Annotated in this window: 15 protein-coding genes; 6 read left to right on the forward strand and 9 right to left on the reverse strand. The window is 64.7% G+C overall.

Annotation, left to right across the window (positions count from 1 at the left end; all coding sequences use genetic code 11):
• On the forward strand, window positions 1-963 hold a 963-nt coding region (locus FFS21_RS24005; RefSeq protein WP_137927206.1), incomplete at its 5' end, for an aldehyde dehydrogenase family protein.
• Window positions 964-1051: 88 nt separating this feature from the next.
• On the opposite strand, the gene sorB is transcribed toward FFS21_RS24005, so the two are convergent.
• Both sorB and sorA read right to left on the reverse strand, forming a co-directional pair.
• The gene (gene sorB / locus FFS21_RS24010) at window positions 1052-1417 is read right to left on the reverse strand and encodes a SorB family sulfite dehydrogenase c-type cytochrome subunit (protein ID WP_137927207.1); all 366 of its coding nucleotides are present in this window, start codon (window positions 1415-1417) and stop codon (window positions 1052-1054) included.
• 11 nt (window positions 1418-1428) lie between these two features.
• A complete protein-coding gene (sorA, locus tag FFS21_RS24015; protein WP_502705195.1) occupies window positions 1429-2676 on the reverse strand; it encodes a SorA family sulfite dehydrogenase catalytic subunit in 1248 nt (415 codons plus the stop codon).
• A gap of 207 nt (window positions 2677-2883) precedes the next feature.
• Between sorA and FFS21_RS24020 the strand changes: the two genes are divergently transcribed.
• Window positions 2884-3396 (forward strand): cupin domain-containing protein, encoded by a 513-nt coding sequence (locus tag FFS21_RS24020; RefSeq protein WP_137927208.1) that lies wholly within the window; start codon window positions 2884-2886, stop codon window positions 3394-3396.
• 92 nt (window positions 3397-3488) lie between these two features.
• On the opposite strand, the gene FFS21_RS24025 is transcribed toward FFS21_RS24020, so the two are convergent.
• Window positions 3489-4283: an SDR family oxidoreductase gene (locus FFS21_RS24025; protein ID WP_137927209.1), complete on the reverse strand. Its 795-nt coding sequence runs from the start codon at window positions 4281-4283 to the stop codon at window positions 3489-3491.
• Between the two features lie 355 nt (window positions 4284-4638).
• Between FFS21_RS24025 and FFS21_RS24030 the strand changes: the two genes are divergently transcribed.
• On the forward strand, window positions 4639-7281 hold the full coding sequence (locus FFS21_RS24030; protein ID WP_137927210.1) for a bifunctional diguanylate cyclase/phosphodiesterase: 2643 nt from the start codon (window positions 4639-4641) through the stop codon (window positions 7279-7281).
• A gap of 88 nt (window positions 7282-7369) precedes the next feature.
• Here the strand turns inward: FFS21_RS24030 and FFS21_RS24035 are convergent, their stop codons facing one another.
• The 6 genes from FFS21_RS24035 to FFS21_RS24060 form a co-directional block, all read right to left on the reverse strand.
• Window positions 7370-8407 (reverse strand): porin, encoded by a 1038-nt coding sequence (locus FFS21_RS24035; RefSeq protein ID WP_283205150.1) that lies wholly within the window; start codon window positions 8405-8407, stop codon window positions 7370-7372.
• Between the two features lie 128 nt (window positions 8408-8535).
• The gene (locus FFS21_RS24040; protein ID WP_137927211.1) at window positions 8536-9534 is read right to left on the reverse strand and encodes a Bug family tripartite tricarboxylate transporter substrate binding protein; all 999 of its coding nucleotides are present in this window, start codon (window positions 9532-9534) and stop codon (window positions 8536-8538) included.
• 92 nt (window positions 9535-9626) lie between these two features.
• Window positions 9627-10796 (reverse strand): acyl-CoA dehydrogenase family protein, encoded by a 1170-nt coding sequence (locus FFS21_RS24045; RefSeq protein WP_249359608.1) that lies wholly within the window; start codon window positions 10794-10796, stop codon window positions 9627-9629.
• Window positions 10797-10805: 9 nt separating this feature from the next.
• The gene (locus FFS21_RS24050; RefSeq protein WP_249359609.1) at window positions 10806-12002 is read right to left on the reverse strand and encodes an acyl-CoA dehydrogenase family protein; all 1197 of its coding nucleotides are present in this window, start codon (window positions 12000-12002) and stop codon (window positions 10806-10808) included.
• Entirely contained in the window at window positions 11995-12714 is a 720-nt protein-coding gene (locus FFS21_RS24055; protein ID WP_137927213.1) for an enoyl-CoA hydratase/isomerase family protein, read from the reverse strand. The genes FFS21_RS24050 and FFS21_RS24055 overlap by 8 nt, the downstream gene beginning before the upstream one ends.
• Entirely contained in the window at window positions 12711-13940 is a 1230-nt protein-coding gene (locus FFS21_RS24060) for a CaiB/BaiF CoA transferase family protein (RefSeq protein WP_137927214.1), read from the reverse strand. The genes FFS21_RS24055 and FFS21_RS24060 overlap by 4 nt, the downstream gene beginning before the upstream one ends.
• Before the next feature lie 193 nt (window positions 13941-14133).
• On the opposite strand from FFS21_RS24060, the gene FFS21_RS24065 reads away from it, so the two are divergent.
• From FFS21_RS24065 to FFS21_RS24075, 3 genes are all read left to right on the forward strand, one after another.
• Window positions 14134-15090: a LysR substrate-binding domain-containing protein gene (locus FFS21_RS24065; protein WP_137927215.1), complete on the forward strand. Its 957-nt coding sequence runs from the start codon at window positions 14134-14136 to the stop codon at window positions 15088-15090.
• Window positions 15091-15290: 200 nt separating this feature from the next.
• Window positions 15291-16544 carry an alkyl sulfatase dimerization domain-containing protein gene (locus FFS21_RS24070; RefSeq protein ID WP_137927216.1) on the forward strand — a complete coding sequence of 418 codons (1254 nt, stop codon included), beginning with the start codon at window positions 15291-15293 and terminating at the stop codon, window positions 16542-16544.
• A gap of 7 nt (window positions 16545-16551) precedes the next feature.
• Window positions 16552-17562: a Bug family tripartite tricarboxylate transporter substrate binding protein gene (locus tag FFS21_RS24075; RefSeq protein ID WP_137927217.1), complete on the forward strand. Its 1011-nt coding sequence runs from the start codon at window positions 16552-16554 to the stop codon at window positions 17560-17562.
• Window positions 17563-17604: the final 42 nt, after the last annotated feature.

Consider the following 17604-nt stretch of genomic DNA (forward strand, 5'->3'; position numbering starts at 1 on the left):
GATCCCTCCGCATCGCTCTTCATGGCGCGCCTGCTCAAGGAAGCGGGACTGCCCGACGGCGTGTTCAATGTCGTCCAAGGTGACAAGACCGTGGTGGATGCCCTCCTCCATCATGACGACATCAAGGCGGTCAGCTTCGTGGGCTCCACCCCGATTGCGAACTACATCTACGAAACGGGCGCGAAGCTTGGCAAGCGCGTCCAGGCACTGGGCGGCGCGAAGAACCACATGGTGGTGATGCCCGATGCAGACATCGACCAGGCCGTCGACGGACTGATCGGCGCTGCCTATGGTTCCGCTGGCGAGCGCTGCATGGCGATTTCCGTTGCCGTGCTCGTTGGCGATGTGGCCGACAAGATCATGCCGAAGCTGGAAGCCCGCGCACGCGAACTGATCATCAAGAACGGTATGGAGGCCGACGCCGAAATGGGCCCGGTTGTCACGGGGCAAGCGCTTGAACGAATCGAGAACTACATTGCGCTTGGCGTCGAAGAAGGCGCGAAGCTCGTCGTCGATGGCCGGAATTACAAGGTCCCCGGCCATGAACAAGGCTTCTTTACTGGCGGCACGCTCTTTGACAACGTCACGCCCGAGATGCGCATCTACAAGGAAGAGATCTTCGGCCCGGTGCTGTCATGCGTGCGCGTGGATGATTTCACGGAAGCGGTGAAGCTGGTCAACGCACACGAGTTCGGCAACGGCGTCGCCTGCTATACGCGTGATGGTCAGGTGGCTCGCGAGTTTGGTCGCCGCATCGAAGTGGGGATGGTCGGTATCAACGTGCCCATTCCTGTCCCGATGGCATGGCACGGCTTTGGTGGCTGGAAGCGCTCGTTGTTTGGCGATACGCACGCATACGGCGAAGAAGGCGTGCGGTTCTACACCCGGCAGAAGAGCATCATGCAACGGTGGCCGAACGACACGGCGCGCGGCGCGGAATTCGCCATGCCCACTGCCAAGTAACATCGTGGAGAACGAGGCCGCGCTGTTCTGCGCGCCTCGTCCAGGCAAGGATTTTTATCTTGAGTAGCCACGCGATCTGGCTACCGTATTAGTGCGGGGTGGCTGCAGACGCCTCCTTGGCTGCCGTCTTCTTCGCCTCCGCACCATATGTCTTGACGAGGTAGTCCACGATGGGCTCGACGTCCTCATCCTTCAGCGGCGCACCGAAAGGCTTCTTCATCTTCTTTACCGTTGCATCCCAATAGGCGCGGGGTGAAGTGGATGGCTGTGTACTGACGTACTGCGCCGAATGGCAAGTCATGCAGTTTTGCAATGCGAGGTTGTAACCTGGCAGGCTGCTCGGCTTGTAAATGGCAGTCTCCTGCGGCAACTTGATTTCTTTAGGCGCGGCCCACGCCAAGGAACTGGCGAGCGCTGCGGCGGCGATGGCAATGACGACTCGAGTTGTTTTCATCGCGCGCTCCCTCAGATCACCACAACCTGCGTGACTTCCACGACATTGCGCATATAGCCGGCGGGGTTCCAGCGCGGCGTCATGGGCTGGATCTCTCCCGCCCGGCTGCGGGCTCTCACGCAGAGCTCGAGATTGCCCTTCCTGGAGGGCCGATAATCGATGCGCCACTCCCGAAATGAGTACTTTCCCAGATCCTTCCCGAGCGTTGTCGGGTGCCACGTCTTGCCACCGTCGTCGGAAAGCGAAACCTCCGCGATGCCGCTACCACCGTCGAACGCGATGCCTTTGATCGTGGTCTTCGCATCCGCGCGCAGGGTCTGGTTGTGGCCGTGGCTGGTGATGAACGATCGGACGTTGAATCGGCCAATCGGCACGGTCTCGCTGGGCGTCGTCCCTGGCTCCACGCAAGCGCAGTCATTCTTCGGGATGCGGTACGCCGACTTGACCCAGAACCCGTCGAACGGCTTGTCGAGGACTTCAATATGGGAGAGGTGCTTGACCCAGTAAGTCCCGTAGTAGCCTGGCACCACCAGACGCAGGGGATAGCCGTTGAGGAAAGGCAACTCCTTGCCATTCATCTGCCATGCGAGCATGACTTCTCCGTCCATCGCATGGTCCAGCGCCAATGCCTTCATGAAATCGGGTCCGCCTTCCAGTGGCGGCCGATCGAGACCATCGAACGACACCGCCACTGCGCCTGATTTCACCCCCGCCTTTTCCAGCACCGTACGAAGGGGAATTCCTGTCCAACGCGCGTTTCCCATGGCACCGTTACCCAACTGGCCGCCATTCACGCGAGGTGAGAAGAAACCGCGACTATTTCCCGAGCACTGGTTTACGGCGACAACTTCAACCGTCTTGCCCATCTTGCGCAATTCGCCAAGACTCAAATCCAAGGGTCGTCCGACATGGCCGTCAATCTTGAGCCGATACGTCGCAGCATCGATGGACGTCGGGATGCCGCTCCAGTGGTAGCGCACGAAAAAGGCATCGTTCGGGGTAATTGGCCCTTCATTGAAAACCTCGAAAGGCGTTTCCAACTGCGGCGGTCGATTGGTCAGCAGGATCAGTGGCCGCTTCTGGGGAAATGCAACAAGTTCACGGTGCCCGTTCTCAAAAGGCATGTCCCGTCCGAGCTGCGCGGCGAGAATTGACCTGCCATGGGCGCCCAACAGGCCTCCCATGGCCAATGCGGCACCGCGCGCCAGAAAGTGCCGGCGCCGTGGAACGCTGGTCACCGGTTGGGAGTGAGTTTTCATAGGGTGTCTCCTGTGGTCTTACCTGCTTATCTATATGGAGCGTAACGGCGAAAGCACGTGTGGGTCTAACTTGCTTTTCTTGTATGCCTGATCGATTTCTTTAATAATGCTGCGCATCCACATCCCTGCAATTCCGGTGAGGGCGTTCTCGGCTTTCTCGGCTTTGTGGCAGCTATGATGGCTGCCTTCCCGGTTCGCATATTCAAGATGTCAGACACTCCGCAACAGCGCCTGATTGCGCAGCTTGGCCTGGTGCCGCACCCCGAGGGCGGCTTTTACCGTGAGACTTATCGTGACGAGGCGCGCGTGACGCGTACCGTTGATGGTGAAGCGCGTTCAGCGTCCACGGCGATCTACTACCTGCTTTGCGATGCGGCGTATTCAGCGTGGCACCGTATTCGCTCGGATGAGATCTGGCACTTCTACGCTGGCGATCCGCTTCATGTGCACTGGCTGGATTCGGCCGGAACGCTGGTCACGCATCGGCTCGGGAATCCGTTGGTGGATCCGGATACGGTCTTTCAGGCCGTGGTGCCCGCTGGCTGCTGGTTTGCCGCGGAACGTGTGCCGGGTGCCAGCGGTGGCGCCGGCTACTCCTTGGCGGGTTGTACGGTGGCGCCCGGGTTCGAGTTCAGTGAGTTCGAGCTTGCGGATGTCGCGTCGATCACGACAGCGCATCCCGGGCATGCGGAGGTTCTGAGGCGGCTGATCCGCTGTTAGGTCACGCATTGGCCCGGATACGCGCGCCCTGCTCTGCCGCGTTGTAACGGGCTGACCGGATTTGCCGTCGCCCGTGTTCAGAACTCAAGCGTTCAGACCACAAGCGGTGTGGTGGCCCCATCGATCGAAAGTATGGCGCCGGAGATGTAGCTGGCGCGCGCCGATGCGAGGAACAGCACGGCATCTGCGATTTCCTCGGGCTTCGCCAGCCTTCCCGGCCCGGTGCGGTCATTGGCTTTGCGCAGCGCCTCTTCGATGGTCGTGCCGGCCAGTTTCGCTTCGGCCTCCAGCCCCTGGTTGAGTCTTTCCGTACGGGTGACGGAAGGATTGACCGCATTGACCCGCACGCCAGATCGTCCGTAGGCGTTTGCCAGCCCTGCCGTCGCCAGCATCAGGGCGGCGTTGGCTGCGCCACCCGGCAAATGGGTTGGGCTGGGGACCTTGCCACCCATCCCCACAATGTTGACGATCGCGCCACTGCCTGCCTGTCCCATCCGCTTGATGACCGGATCGATGACATTGATGTAGCTGAAATACTTCGCATCCATGGCATCGCGCCATGATTGTGGGGTGAGATCCGTGAAAGGGGTCCGACGCGCGCCGCCCGCCGATGTCACGAGGATATCGATACCGCCTAGCGCGGCCACAACCTCATCCACCGCACGCTCCGCGCTTTTCGCGTCGATGAGGTCGGCGGACGCGGACACCACGTCAGCGGCTGGAAAATCGCCAGCCAGTGTGGTCAGCGCTGCCGAAAGATTTGTCTCGCTACGTCCGACAATCGCAACCTTTGCGCCCTCGCGCAGGAAGGCTCTGGCGCAGGCCAGGCCGATGCCACGACTGCCCCCGGTAATCAACACACGCTTGCCGCCAAGGTCCAGGTCCATGTTTGCCTCCAGATTGTCATGGGCGAACCCTAGCACGATGACGGCCAATCGTCAGAGCCCCCCCCTCGCCTGGAACTCGCCTCGTTCAGGCGGGCATTTTGCTGGCGATAACGAGATTGCCTAAATTTCGCCAGGGGATGGCCGTTGAACTTGCTGATTCAACGCTATCACCGCTTTCAGCCCCGCAGGCAGGAAACATACAGTTGAAAAAGGACGGTAACGTGATGTTTTCGACGCAGGAAAGTCGACTTCACGCGAGGACGTCCAGGCCGCGGCGGTAATGCTTGTCGGCTTGGCTCACCTCGACTAGCCTGCTATCGACAACGATTCTTCGCAGCGCGGCAAGACCCATTTGATGCCAGAACGTTCGACCATCCTGAATGGCAAAGCCCTTCATCGACTACGTCAGATATTTTCCCCGTTGAATCTGGCGGCGGCGGCATGGTTGATCGCAACATGGGCGTTTGCGACGTTCCAGCTCGTGAACGAGCGGGACCGCTTGCTGCGCGATGCCGCTACACGCACGCAAGCGGAAGCAGTGGCCTTTGGCGCGTACTCGAAATCCAGCATCCTGAGGCTCTCGGAATTCCTTCTTGCGTTGCGGGCCGGTTGGCTGGTGGGCGAGACGGGGTTCGTCAACATGGTGCGCGAGCGGCAGAACCTGGTCGTGGACCTGTCGTTCCAGGTAGCAGTGATCGACAAGCACGGGCTGCTCATCTACTCGTCCATCGCTCCGCCGACTGCTGGCGAGAGGGTCGATCTCAGCGACCGCGAGCATTTCCGGTTTCATCAGAACGCGGCTGGGCGTGACATGCTGTTCATCAGCGATCCGGTGAAGGGAAAAGTCTCGCGCAAATGGTCGATCCAGTTTACGCGCCCCATCCTGCGCGACGGCCGCTTCGATGGCGTCATCGTGGTCTCCGTCAGTCCGGAGCAGTTCGCCAGCTTTGCGCAGACGTTCACAAACCGCGAGGGTGAGGTGGCGTCGGTTATCAAGAATTCCGGCCAGATTCTTGCGCGCTTGCCGGCGCTGGAGGGTTCGCTTGCCAGGGCGGTCAGCAACCGGCCCTACCTTGCGAGCGATTCGCCCCAGTCCGGCAGCTTCCGCGCGGTGTCGGCCTCGGAGAACATCGAACGGGTCTTCGGATACTCTCGCGTGCCGGAGTTCGAGCTCAATTTCGTGGTGGGTCAGTCGGTGGATCTGGTGCTGGCGCCATACAAGGTCTATCGGCGCGTGGCATTTGCCGGTGCGATTGCTTCCACACTGCTGCTTGGCCTGCTGTACTACAGCCTGCGCCGCTCCATGGCCGAGCGACGGCGCCATCTGGAGGAGATGCGGCTGGCCTCCATCGTCTATTCATCCAGCAGCGAGGCCATGGTAGTGACGTCGCTCGACGGCACCATTATCGATGTGAATCCGGCCTTTGCCACGGCCACGGGCTATGCCGCCGAAGAGATCAGGGGCCGCCCAGGGTATCGCCTCAACGGCACCGCGAATGCGGCCGGGCTGGTCGAACGCCTGCGGGCCTCGTTAAAAGCCAAGGGCAGCTGGAGCGGCGAATTTTCGATTCGTCGCAAGGACGGCAGCGAATTTCCTGCCTACCTGACCGTGGACACCTATCTGCACCACGCGTATGGGGAGCGCCGTCGGGTCGCGCTGATCCATGACATCACCGAGAAACGCCAGGCGGAGGAAGTCATCCGGCATCAGGCAAACTTCGACGCGCTGACTGACCTGCCCAACCGCCGCCTGTTCTTCGGACGCCTGGAGCAAGAGATCGAGCGTTCGCGCGGCACGCAACATGTGCTGGGCCTGTTGTTCATCGATCTGGATCGGTTCAAGGAAGTGAACGATACCCTTGGCCACGATCAGGGCGACCAGTTGCTACTTGAGGCGGCCCGCCGCATTGCGGGATCGGTGCGCGCATCGGACACCGTTGCGCGGCTGGCCGGCGACGAGTTCACGGTGATCCTGCCCGAGGTGGGCGACGCCGGCGTTGCCGCGAACATCGCGGAGGCCATCCTGAAACAGATTGCCGCGCCCTATCGCCTGGCCGGCGAGCTTGTGGAGGTGTCTGCAAGCATTGGCGTGGCAACGTTCCCAAAGGATGCCGACAATGCCGAGGCCCTGCTGGTGTACGCCGACCACGCGATGTTTGCCGCCAAGGAGGAAGGCCGCAATCGCTGGAAGGTGTTCACCCAATCCCTGCTGCAAGCCGAGCGGGAGCGTCTGCGCATCACACAGGACCTCCGTACGGCGCTCGCGTCGAATCAGTTCGCGCTGCACTACCAGCCCATCGTCGATTTGCGCACAGGCAAGGTCTGCAAGGCGGAAGCCCTCATTCGCTGGAACCACCCGCTGCGTGGACCCATCCCTCCGGCGGACTTCATCGCGGTTGCGGAGGAGTCCGGCCTCATTATCGATATTGGCCGCTGGGTACTGGCGGAGGCCGTGGATCAGCTCGCGCGCTGGCAGGCGCTGCTGGGCAAGGACTTCCAGATATCGGTCAACAAATCCCCTATCGAGTTCCGCGCGCCGGCGAGCGGCCCCGAGTCCTGGTCCAGCATGATCGAGCGCCGGAAGGTGCCGGTGGGCGGTCTTGTCATCGAGATTACCGAAGGCTCGCTGATGGAGCAAAGCATCGATGCCATGGATCAGCTCTCTCGCTTCCAGGCCGCCGGCATCGAGATCGCGCTCGACGATTTCGGGACGGGCTATTCGTCCTTGTCGTACCTGCGCCGCCTGGATATCGACTACATCAAGATCGACCGGTCCTTCATCCGTTCACTGACGCGCGGTCCGGACGACGTGGCGCTGTGCCGGGCCATCATCAGCATGGCGCATGCGCTGCGTATCCGCGTGATTGCCGAGGGCGTGGAAACCGAGTCGCAGCGCGACATCCTGGTGGCTGCCGGCTGCGACTACGGTCAAGGCTACTTCTTCTGTCCGCCGGTGGAAGCCAGCGCCTTCGAGGCATTCGTGAGTGCCGTAACTTGAGCCAATGCCTCGCTGGCGCAGTCACTGGCGGTCCCCTTCCCGCCGAACGCCTCCAGCAACGCGGCCGGGATGGCTCGCCAGCCGTCGGTCAGAACCGGTGACGCAGGCCCACGCTGATCGAGCGTGCATCGTCGCCGCTGCCGGGATCGATGGCGATGCTGTTGTTGGTCACGCTGCCCCCAGGACTGTTATGCACGTAGACCGCGCGCAGGTAGGCGGTGGTGCGCTTGCTGAGATCGTGGTCCCAGCCGATGGTCATGCTCCAGGGACGCTCGCCGCCACCCAGTATCTGCCGCTTGATCGCCACGGCCTTGAACGTGTCTTTCTGCGTGACGTTCCAACTGAACGTGATGCCGTAGTGCCGCGCCACCCGTGTCGCGGCGAGCTTGCTGCTGGCCTGCGCGAGCAGCAATCCGACCTCTACGGGCTTGAAACGGTACGAGCCACCCAGGAAGTGGTTCGACGTCAGCACGGTGGGCACCTGCGGCAGGTTGGTGCCGGTGTACATGCCCTGGTAGCTGTAGAACGCATATGCGTTGCCGGCTTCATACGTCGCGTTCATGCCGAAGTTGGTGCCCGAGCGCGGATTGCCCGGTACCTCGCCTGGCGCCACGGCCGCACCGAACGCGAAGCCACCCCAGTTGGGCGAGAAGTACTGCACGGCATTGTCGAAGCGCGCGCCATACGCCACGTGGCCGGTGCCCTGCGACGCCGTGGCGCTCAACAGGTTGAATGGCGACACCATGCCGTTCAGCAGGAACGGGTCCAGCCGCAGCAATGCATAGAACGACGGCGTGTACTGCCTGCCCAGCCGGATTTCGCCCGAGGTGTTGTTGGACAGTCCCATCCACGACTGGCGGCCGAACAGGCGGCCATTGCCGAAGAACTCGGCGCCGGTATCGATGTTGAAACCGGACTCGACCAGGAAGTTGGCCTTGGTGCCACCGCCCAGGTCCTCGATGCCACGCAGCCCCCAACGGGACGCCGCCTGCTGGCCCTCACGCATCCGTACCACGCTTTGCGAACCCTTCGCATACTCGATCGACGCGTCGGCCACGCCGAACAACTGCACCGTCATGGCCGTGGCCCCGCCGCTGGCTAGTGCCAGGCAAGTGCCGAGGCCCAGGCTTGTACCGAGCGCCGCGCCAGACAACCATTGGCTTCCGTTCTTCTCTCTCACGCTGCTGTCTCCCGTTCTGTGTTTTGTGTTTTGTGTTTTGTGTTCTGTGTTTTGTGTCCTGCGTATTCGTATCGCTACTGCGGCGTGACGCCCGCGATCTTCACGACATCGCCCCAGGCGGCCAGATCGGCGCGTACGAGCTGGCCGAGATCGTCGGGCGTGGAGGGCTTGCCTGGCTTCAGGTACATCGACGCAAAGCGCTGCTGTTCCTCGCGCGATTGCAGGATGCGATTCACCTCGGCATTCAGACGCGAAACGATGGGTGTGGGCAGACCCTTGGGCCCGAACAGCGCCAGCCAGCTCGCCTGTTCGAAGGGCACGCCCTGCTCGCCCATGGTGGGCACATTGGGCGCGGGCAACAGGCGTTCGGGACCAGACACGGCCACGCCGCGAATGCGCCCCGACTTCAGATGCGGAAGGGCCGACATGGAATCCGTGAACGCAATGGTCACGTGCCCGGCCGCCAGGTCATTGGTGCACTGGACGGCCGTCTTGTACGGTACGTGGCGCACCCGGATGCCGGTCTTGGCTTTCAGATACTCCATCGCCAGATGGCCGCCCGATCCCACGCCCCACGAGCAGTACGCCAGCTCCGTGGGGCTCGCCTTGACGTAGGCGATCAGTTCCTTGAGGTTGTGCACCGGCACGGTGGACGTGACCGCCAGCAGGTTGCCGCCCGGAGCGCTGGGCCGCGCAATCGGGGTGAAGTCCTTTACCGGGTCATAGGGCAGGCTCGCCGTGGTCCACGGGTTCACGGTCATCGTGGCCGAGTAGGTGAACAGCAGCGTGTACCCGTCGGGCTCGGCGCGCGCCACCATCTCGCTGGCGATGATGCCGTTGGCGCCGGGACGGTTGTCCACCACCACCGGCTTCTTCAGCGCCACCGAGAGGCGCTCCGCCACCAGCCGGGCAGTCTGGTCGGTCACGCTGCCCGCGCCGGATGGCACGAGCACACGGATCGGACGATTGGGATAAGGTGCGGTGTCCGCATGGGCTGCACCGGCTCCGGCACACACCAGCGCCGCTGCAATGGCCGGCAAGGCCATGCGGGCGCCAGGTTTCTGGCTATGCATGTTGCTGTCTCCGTCACGGCGCATTGGCCGCTCATGCCGGTACATGGCCGGCGTATCGTGAACAGGCGTCCGCCCGCCTGGTGTGACGCGGCTCAGGCAGGCGCCCGGGCCGCGGATTCGATGGCGGCGAGCCGCGCCAGATGCCACGCGGCATCGCCGAACAGATTGGCCTGCGCGGCCAGCCGCTTGTAGCAGTGCCCCACTTCCACCTCGTCGGTCATGCCGATGGCGCCGTGCAACTGCACGGCCTGCTCGCCCAGTGCGCGGCCAGCATCCGAGACAAAAGCCTTGGCATACGACACCGCGCGCGAGCGTGCGACGGGATCGGCGTCCAGTGCAGCGGCAGCGGCCTCCGTGATGGCGCGCGCCTGTTCGATGCTGACGTACAGGTCCACCAGCCGATGGCGCACCACCTGGTTGGCACTGAGGGCACGGCCAAACTGACGGCGGGTCATCACGTATTCGCGTGTCAGGTCGAACGCGCGCGTCATGGCGCCCACGGCATCGGCGCAGGCCATGACCGTGGCGCGGTCGAGTGCCGCTTCCACCATCGGCCATGCCTCACTGACGGGGCCGATCCGCGCATCATCGCCAACGGATATGCGCCGCAGCGTCACGGTGGCGGTCTGCCGTCCGTCGTAGGTCGGATAGCCCTGGATGCTCACGCCGCGCGTACTGGCGGGCACCGCGAACAATGTCAGGCCATGTCGTTCGCGCTGCCCGCCGTCCGTGCGTGCCAGCACGAGCAGGATGTCGGCGCAGCCTCCGCCGAGTACCAGCGTCTTGCTGCCATCGATCTGCCATGTGCCGTCGGGCCGCTGGCGGGCATGCGTGGCGACGTCGAACGCGTCGTGGCGTCCCTGCAATTCGTGACACGCCAGCGCGGCGAAGGTGCGCCCTTCGGCAATCTCCTGCGCCGTCGCAAGGTGGGCTGGCTGACCCGAGCCGGCCAGCAGCGGCGCGCATAACGCGGTGTTGGAGATCCACGGTTCCACAGGCAAGGCGCGTCCCAGTGCTTCGGCCATTGCTGCCTGATCCATCGCGCTGCCCATGCCGCCGCACGCTTCCGGCAGGCCGAGCGACAGCCATCCCATCTCCGCGAACTGGCGCCAGGCCGATTGCGAGAAACCGTGCGGCTCCGCCATGGCAGCCTTGCGCTGTACAAAGCCATAGTCGCGTTCCACAAAGCGCGCCACGCTGTCCAGCAACATGCGACGTGCCTCGATATCGTCGTCTTCAGGCATGAATGTGTGTGTCGTCATCGTTGGACCTCAAAGCCCGAGCACCTGCTTGGCCAGCAGCTCGTGCTGGATCTCGCTGGTGCCGCCTGCAATCGTGTAGCCGCGCGTCACGAAGCGCCGCGCGGAGGCTGCCGCCGCGTAGGGCGACCGGCCCGGTTCGAGGTCTGCGGGTTCGAAGTGCGCCATGCGGTCATAGGCCAACGTGTCGGGGCCCAGCGCATCGACCGCCAGGTTCTCGATGTCCTGAATCAACTGGCTACCCAGCAGTTTCAGCATTCCGGTCTCGGGACCGAGCGCCCCGCCCTGCCGCTCCAGACGGCGGAAGCGCAGCACCGTGGCCGCCAGGGTTTCCAGTCGCACCTCCAGCGCATGAAACCGTTGGGCAAACCACGGGCGATTCCGCATCGGTTCCCCTGCTTCCATGACTTCGTTGCCGATGGCTCGCACCTTTGCCAGACGACGGCGGTTCTCGGCCACGCGCGACAGGTTCAGGCGTTCGTGCTCCAGCAGCGATTTGGCAATCGACCAGCCTGCGTTTTCCTCGCCGACGCGCATCTCCACCGGCACTTCCACATCGTCCAGAAACACCTGGTTGAACAACTGCCAGCCATGGATGCCGATCAGCGGCCGCACGCTGACGCCGGGGCTACGCATGTCGATCAGCAGGAAGCTGATGCCCTCCTGTGCGCGGGCTTCGGTATCGGTGCGCACAAGGCAAAAGATCCAGTCGGCGTACTGCGCGTACGACGTCCAGATCTTGCTGCCGTTGACGCGGTAGAAAGTCGATCCGTCCGCACGGGTGTGGCGCTCGGCACGCGTGGTCAGAGAAGCCAGGTCCGAGCCCGCGTTCGGCTCGGAATACCCCTGACACCACCAGTGCTCCTGGTTCAGGATGCGCGGCAGGAAATACTGCTGCTGCGCTGGCGTGCCGTGATGGATCAGGATCGGGCCGATCATCTCGATTGAAATCCCGCCCGTCTCGGGCGCGTGGGCCAGCACCAGTTCCTCCTGCAGCACCGCGCGCCGCGCTGCGCTCCATCCCTGGCCCTGCCACGCTTCCGGCCAATGCGGCGCCAGCCAGCCGCGCTCCGCGAGCCGCCGCTGCCAGTCCACCATTTCCTCCTTGCTGACTTCGAGCCCCAACCGCACTTTCTCGCGCACCCGTGCAGGCAGGGCTTCGGCGATGAATGCGCGCACGTCGTGGCGCAGCGTGGCGAATTCATCCATGCTGGACCTCCACGGGTTCGGCATTGCGGCAAGCGTCGAACCAGTGGGCCGCCGCCATGCGCGCGCTGGCGGCGCGCAGCGTGCCTTTGACGGCCTGCACCGTCGCTGCCGGAAAGCCGCCCACCTGTGCTGCCATGTCCCGTGCGCGCGCCAGCACGTCGCCATCGGCAACGACTTCCGTGGCAACACCGAGCCGCAGCAATTCCGTCGCGGGCACGCGTTCGCCAAGCAGGCACAGCCGCGCGGCCACTGCCTCGCCGTGCCGCAAGGCCAGCCAGGCAATGTTGCGCGGTGCGTTCATGCCGATGCGGATTTCGGCAATCTGCATGAAGGCGCCCTCCCCGCACACCAGCAGGTCGGCGGCCAGTGCCAGTGCGGCACCGCCATTCACGGCGTGGCGTTCGAGTGCCACGATCCACACCTTGCGGCTGGCGATCAGCGCGGCGTGCACGCGATCCCAGCGCACTGCGAATCCGGCGAGGCCCTCCGCATGGCCCTTGATGGCCTGCAGGTCCAGGCCGGAGCAGAACGCGCCGTTTGCGCCGTGCAGGACGATGGCCCGGACCGTGGCGTCGGCCTCCAGTGCGAGAATCGCGTCCGCGAAGGTTTCCGCCGTGGCCATGTCGATGGCGTTGCGCGTTGCGGGACGGTTCAGCGTGAGATCGGCCCAGCCATCGTGGCGGGATATGAGGACTGCGGATGCGTCTGTCATGCCTGCGCTCCTTCTTCACATGCGGAGTCGATGCCGATGGCTCCGTTCCGCGCCATGGCGGCGATGGATTCATCGTCATAGCCAAGTTCGCGCAGCACTTGCGCCGTATGCTCGCCGAGACGAGGTACCACTGGCGTCGAAGCCTGCGCCGCTGCTCCCATGCGGAACGGCAGGCCCGGCAACACGATCTCGCCGCCCAGGCCATCGCCCACCGCCATCAGCAGCGCATTGGCCTGCACGTCGGCGCTGGCCTCCACCTGTCGGTAGTCGCGCACCACGCCCACCACCACCTGGTGGCGCTCCAGCAAGGCACGCGCATCCTCTCCGGCGAAACCTCGCAATGCGTCCTGCAGGATCGCCAGCATGGCCGGCCGGTTCTGCACACGCAGTGCGTTGTTCGCGAAGCGCGGATCGCCGGCCAGTGCTGGCTGATTGATCGCGCTGCAAAGCCGCGCCCAGTGTTCGTCAAGGTAGGCCGAGAGCACGATGTGACCATCGGCCACCTCGATCACGTCGGCGGCCGGCGCCGCCTTGGGCTGGCTGTTGCCGCTGCGTACCGGCAGCGCGCCGGAGCATTGGTATTCGGCCCAGAGCTGGGCCTGCAGATGCACGCCCACGGTCAGCAGCGATGTCTCGATGGTGTCGCCATGTCCCGTGCGGAAACGTCGGAATAGTGCGACCACGATGGCGTTGGCGGTGGCCAGTGCCGTGGCGGCATCGATGAGCGCGAAGCCTGCCTTCAGCGGCTGGCCGCCGGCCTCGCCTGTCACGGACATCATGCCGCTCTCGGCCTGTGCCGCGATATCCAGACCCGGCCGCAGACGCGACGGCCCACGCGTGCCGAAGCCGGTCACGCTGGCGTGCACCAGTTCCGGTTTGGCATCGCGCAATGTGGCGGCGTCCAGTCCGAGCGATTCCATCGACCCGGGGCGCGCGTTATGCAGCACCACATCGCACGACAGGGCCAGCTTGCGGGCGGCCTGAAGCCCTGACGCCGTGCGCAGATCCAGGGCGATGGCGCGCTTGCCGCGGTTGTAGGCCAGGAACATCGGGCTCTGCGCGCTCGTGCCGTCGAAGCGCCGCGCACTGTCTCCACGCAGCGGCTCCACCTTGATGACGTCGGCGCCAAGATCCGCCAGCAACATCGCCGCACCCGGCGCCGCGATGAACTGGCCGAACTCCACCACGCGAATGCCGGCGAGCGGCAGGTCTTTCTGGGTCTGCATCCTGTTTCCGTGTGCATGCCGGGAACGGCATCGATGAAACGGATCTTGCGGCACCTGGTTCGGGCGCGGCAGCCTCCCAGATCGCTGCGGCGTGAACCAGCGGTTATCACCGGGGGTAATCCCGTAGCCGGATGGTTGGCGCTATGCTGGCGGACAGGGCGTCGCCATGAACGCCCGCGACAGGAGACAAACCATGCGACTGAGCCAGGTTCAGGACTTCATCGCTGTAGCCGAGCACGGCAGCATCCGTGCCGGCGCCAAGGCGCGCGACGTATCGGCGCCGGCCATCACCAAGAGCATCCGGATGCTGGAGGAAGAGCTCCATGTGCCGCTGCTGACCCGCACCACGCGCGGCGTTGTGCTCTCCCGCTATGGCGAGGCATTCCTGCGGCGCGCCCAGCTGATTGCCAGCGAGGCGCGCAAGGCGGCCGACGAGATGGCGCAGATGCTGGGCACACGCAACGGCGTGGTGCGCATTGGCGCCACCGGCGGGCCGGCCCATCTGCTGCTGCCGGCCGTGCTCAAGCGCTTTCGCGCCCAGCATCCCGACGTGCAGGTGTGCATCGAGAGCGGCGTATATCCAGCCCATCTGACCGACCTTCGGGCCGGCGTCATGGACATGGCCGTGAGCCCGATCCCGGACGAGGGCATCGAGCGCGAATTCGTCTGCGAGCCCTTGTACAACAACGATTCGGTGGTGGTGGCGCATCGGGATCACCCGCTGCGCAACGCCCGGACCCTGCGTGAACTGGTGGGCTCGGACTGGGTGCTGACCGGGCAGCGCATGCACGGGCCCGGCGCCGCGATCATGGATGCCTTCCGCGCCCGCGATCTGCCGCTACCCCGCGTGGCGGTGCGGTGCGACACCATCGGCATGATCCAGACCCTGCTGGAAGACCGCTCACTGCTGTGCCTGCTGCCGCGTCAACTGGTGCCCGGACGGCTGGCCAGTGCCAACCTGGTGGCGCTGCCCATCGAGGACCCCCTGCCCAGCCACGCTGTCAGCCTCATCTATCGGGCCGATTCGCCGATGACCCCGGTGGCCGAGCAGTTCGCGAAACTGCTGCGCCGCGAAGTGCACTACCTGAGCAAGATGCCCGACAGCCCGCTGCGCCGCCAGGTGCCGCGCAAGCCGGAAACGGTCGGCTAGCGCGGCCCCGCGCTGGCGGGAACTCCTTGCCAGCCACGGGTGATAACCGCTGGTTCACACCTGAAAATCTTCAACACCCGCCAGGGCGCGCCGGCATTGCCCGCGCGGCCGGTGAGGCGGGCTGCGCCGGGACTTTCCCCACTGCATATAGTCTCGCTTCTGCGCGTGAATATCCCTTCGCCAACTGGGAGGGAGAACACATGAACGCAATCGAGGATCGCCCCGCCGCATTGATTACCGGGCGTGGCATCGATGCCATCGGGGACGGCATCTGGCTGCTGCACGGGCAGGGCCAGAGTTTCGTGGCCGATGTGGGCGGCGGGCTGCTGGTGATCGACAGCGGTCCTGGTGGCGGCGTAACAGCCGGGATGATCGAAGCACTGCGCACGCAGACCCAACTGCCGGTGCTGGCGCTTTGCTACAGCCATGGCCATCTGGGCTACAACGCGGGCGTGAAGCAGTGGCTCGACCATGCCGCGCAGCGCGGCGAGCCGGCACCCCGCGTGATGGCACACGCCAACGTACTGGCGCGTCAGCGCCGCTACCGCGACACGCAGCGCATGCAGGAGCGCATGGCGGAGATCCAGTTCCGTCATGCCAGTGGCGCCCTGGCCGGAAAACTGCGGCATATCCCGCCCACCGAGACGTTTCATGATGGCATCACGGTCGGTCATGGAGCGCGGCGTGCCGAGATCCTGTGGGCGCCATCGGAGACGGACGATGCCGTGGCCGTGTGGCTGCCGGGCAGCCGTCTGCTATACGGCGGCCCCGCCGTCATCGACTCCATCCCGAACATCGGCACGCCGTTTCGCACGATGCGCGACACGGTACGCTGGGCGGAAACGCTGGAACGCCTGGCCGGCCTGCAGCCCGAGACCGTGGTCCGCGAGTTCGGCGCCACGCTGCACGGCGCGGACACCTGCCAGCAAGTGCTGCTGCACACCGCAGCGGCGCTGCGCTGGATGCGTGAGGAAGTGGTGCGGCTGATGAACGCGGGCTGCAACGAGCGCGAGATGCTTGCCGCGCTGCAGCCGCCCGCCGATCTCTTCGAGCAGCCGTGGATGCAGCCGACCTACGGCGATCCCACCTACATTGCGCGCGATATCTACCGCTCCGAGAACGGCTGGTGGGACCGCAATGCCACTACGCTGCATCCGGCCGCGCCCGACGCCGTAGCGCGCGAAATCGCAGCGGCCATTGGCGATCACGGCGCCGTCGTGCGGCACGCGCGGGCACTGGCGGAACGCGGGGAGACCCAGCTCGCGCTGCATGTGATCGACCTGCTGGCGCAGGCACCCGCTGATAACCCCCATGCGGTGGAGGCACGCCAGCTCAAGGCCGAATGGTTGCGCGCCCGTGCGAAAGAGGTGCGCAGCTACGTATCGCGCAGCCTCTACGTGGCCGCGGCGATGGTGCTGGAAGACCGCCCGGACGACACCTTCGGCATCCACTGAGCGCGCGATGAACCATCCTCTCCTCTCCGCTCCCTTGTCCGACCGTAGCCGCCGCGACGCCCTGCGGCTGCTGGCCGCGCTCGGTCTGGGCTCAGTCCTGCGCCCCGCCAACGCCGCCACATGGCCGTCGCGTCCCATCCGCCTGGTCGTGCCCGCTTCGGCCGGCAGCGGCCCGGACCTGTTCGCGCGCCCGCTGGCCGAGGTCATCGGCAGGAAACTGGGCCAGTCGTTCGTGATCGACAACAAGCCTGGCGCCACGGGCATCATTGGCAACGACATCGTCGCCAAAGCCTCGCCTGACGGCCAGACGCTGCTCTTCACCTATGCGGCCACCGTGGTGATCAACCAGACACTGCAGCCGAAAATGCCCTATGACGGTTTGCGCGACCTGCTGCCCGTGGCGCAGGTCGGTGCGGGCGGCAACTTCCTGGTGGTGGTGCCGGAGTTTCCGGCACGCAGTCTCAAGGAGTTTGTCGCGCATGTGCGCGCGCGGCCCGATGTCTATGACTACGCGTCATGGGGAATCGGGTCTGGCGGGCACCTCACCATGGAAGCGCTGCGGATGCAGAGCGGCATCCGCATCCGGCATGTGCCATACAAGACCGTGCCGCAGATCCTGAACGACATGCAGGGGGGCATCGTCAAGGTGGGATGGGTCGACACATCGTCGTCGCTGCCGTTGATCCGTGCCGGCAAGCTGCGCGCGCTGGCCATCAGCGGCACGCGCCGCGGATCGGCCACGCCCGACGTGCCCACCATGACGGAGCAAGGCTATCCGTTCGATACCAATAGCTGGTATGGCCTCTTCGCACCGGCCGGGACGCCCGATGCCATCGTCCGTCGACTCAACGCGGAAGTGAACCTCGCGCTGGCCAGCGCGGACATGCGCGAGCGATTCGTGCAGATGAACATGGCGGACCCGCCCATCAAGACGCCTGAGGCATTCGCGCAAACCGTACGCGATGACGTGGCGGCGTGGGGCAACGTGATTCGCACCAACCACATCACCGTCGACTGAACACAACATCGAGCAGTTGGAGCAAATTCGGAGCAAATTCGG

The sequence above is a fragment of the Cupriavidus sp. 2SB genome (assembly GCF_005503625.1).
Classification (GTDB): domain Bacteria; phylum Pseudomonadota; class Gammaproteobacteria; order Burkholderiales; family Burkholderiaceae; genus Cupriavidus.

What these genes read in the sequence shown, in the direction of transcription:
- sorA (WP_502705195.1), bottom strand. Translation starts at nt 2,676, where the DNA reads ATGAAAACTCACTCCCAACCGGTGACCAGCGTTCCACGGCGCCGGCAC.
- FFS21_RS24020 (WP_137927208.1), top strand. Translation starts at nt 2,884, where the DNA reads ATGTCAGACACTCCGCAACAGCGCCTGATTGCGCAGCTTGGCCTGGTG.
- FFS21_RS24025 (WP_137927209.1), bottom strand. Translation starts at nt 4,283, where the DNA reads ATGGACCTGGACCTTGGCGGCAAGCGTGTGTTGATTACCGGGGGCAGT.
- FFS21_RS24075 (WP_137927217.1), top strand. Translation starts at nt 16,552, where the DNA reads ATGAACCATCCTCTCCTCTCCGCTCCCTTGTCCGACCGTAGCCGCCGC.
- FFS21_RS24040 (WP_137927211.1), bottom strand. Translation starts at nt 9,534, where the DNA reads ATGCATAGCCAGAAACCTGGCGCCCGCATGGCCTTGCCGGCCATTGCA.
- FFS21_RS24045 (WP_249359608.1), bottom strand. Translation starts at nt 10,796, where the DNA reads ATGACGACACACACATTCATGCCTGAAGACGACGATATCGAGGCACGT.
- FFS21_RS24050 (WP_249359609.1), bottom strand. Translation starts at nt 12,002, where the DNA reads ATGGATGAATTCGCCACGCTGCGCCACGACGTGCGCGCATTCATCGCC.
- FFS21_RS24065 (WP_137927215.1), top strand. Translation starts at nt 14,134, where the DNA reads ATGCGACTGAGCCAGGTTCAGGACTTCATCGCTGTAGCCGAGCACGGC.
- FFS21_RS24055 (WP_137927213.1), bottom strand. Translation starts at nt 12,714, where the DNA reads ATGACAGACGCATCCGCAGTCCTCATATCCCGCCACGATGGCTGGGCC.
- FFS21_RS24070 (WP_137927216.1), top strand. Translation starts at nt 15,291, where the DNA reads ATGAACGCAATCGAGGATCGCCCCGCCGCATTGATTACCGGGCGTGGC.
- FFS21_RS24060 (WP_137927214.1), bottom strand. Translation starts at nt 13,940, where the DNA reads ATGCAGACCCAGAAAGACCTGCCGCTCGCCGGCATTCGCGTGGTGGAG.
- FFS21_RS24030 (WP_137927210.1), top strand. Translation starts at nt 4,639, where the DNA reads ATGCCAGAACGTTCGACCATCCTGAATGGCAAAGCCCTTCATCGACTA.
- sorB (WP_137927207.1), bottom strand. Translation starts at nt 1,417, where the DNA reads ATGAAAACAACTCGAGTCGTCATTGCCATCGCCGCCGCAGCGCTCGCC.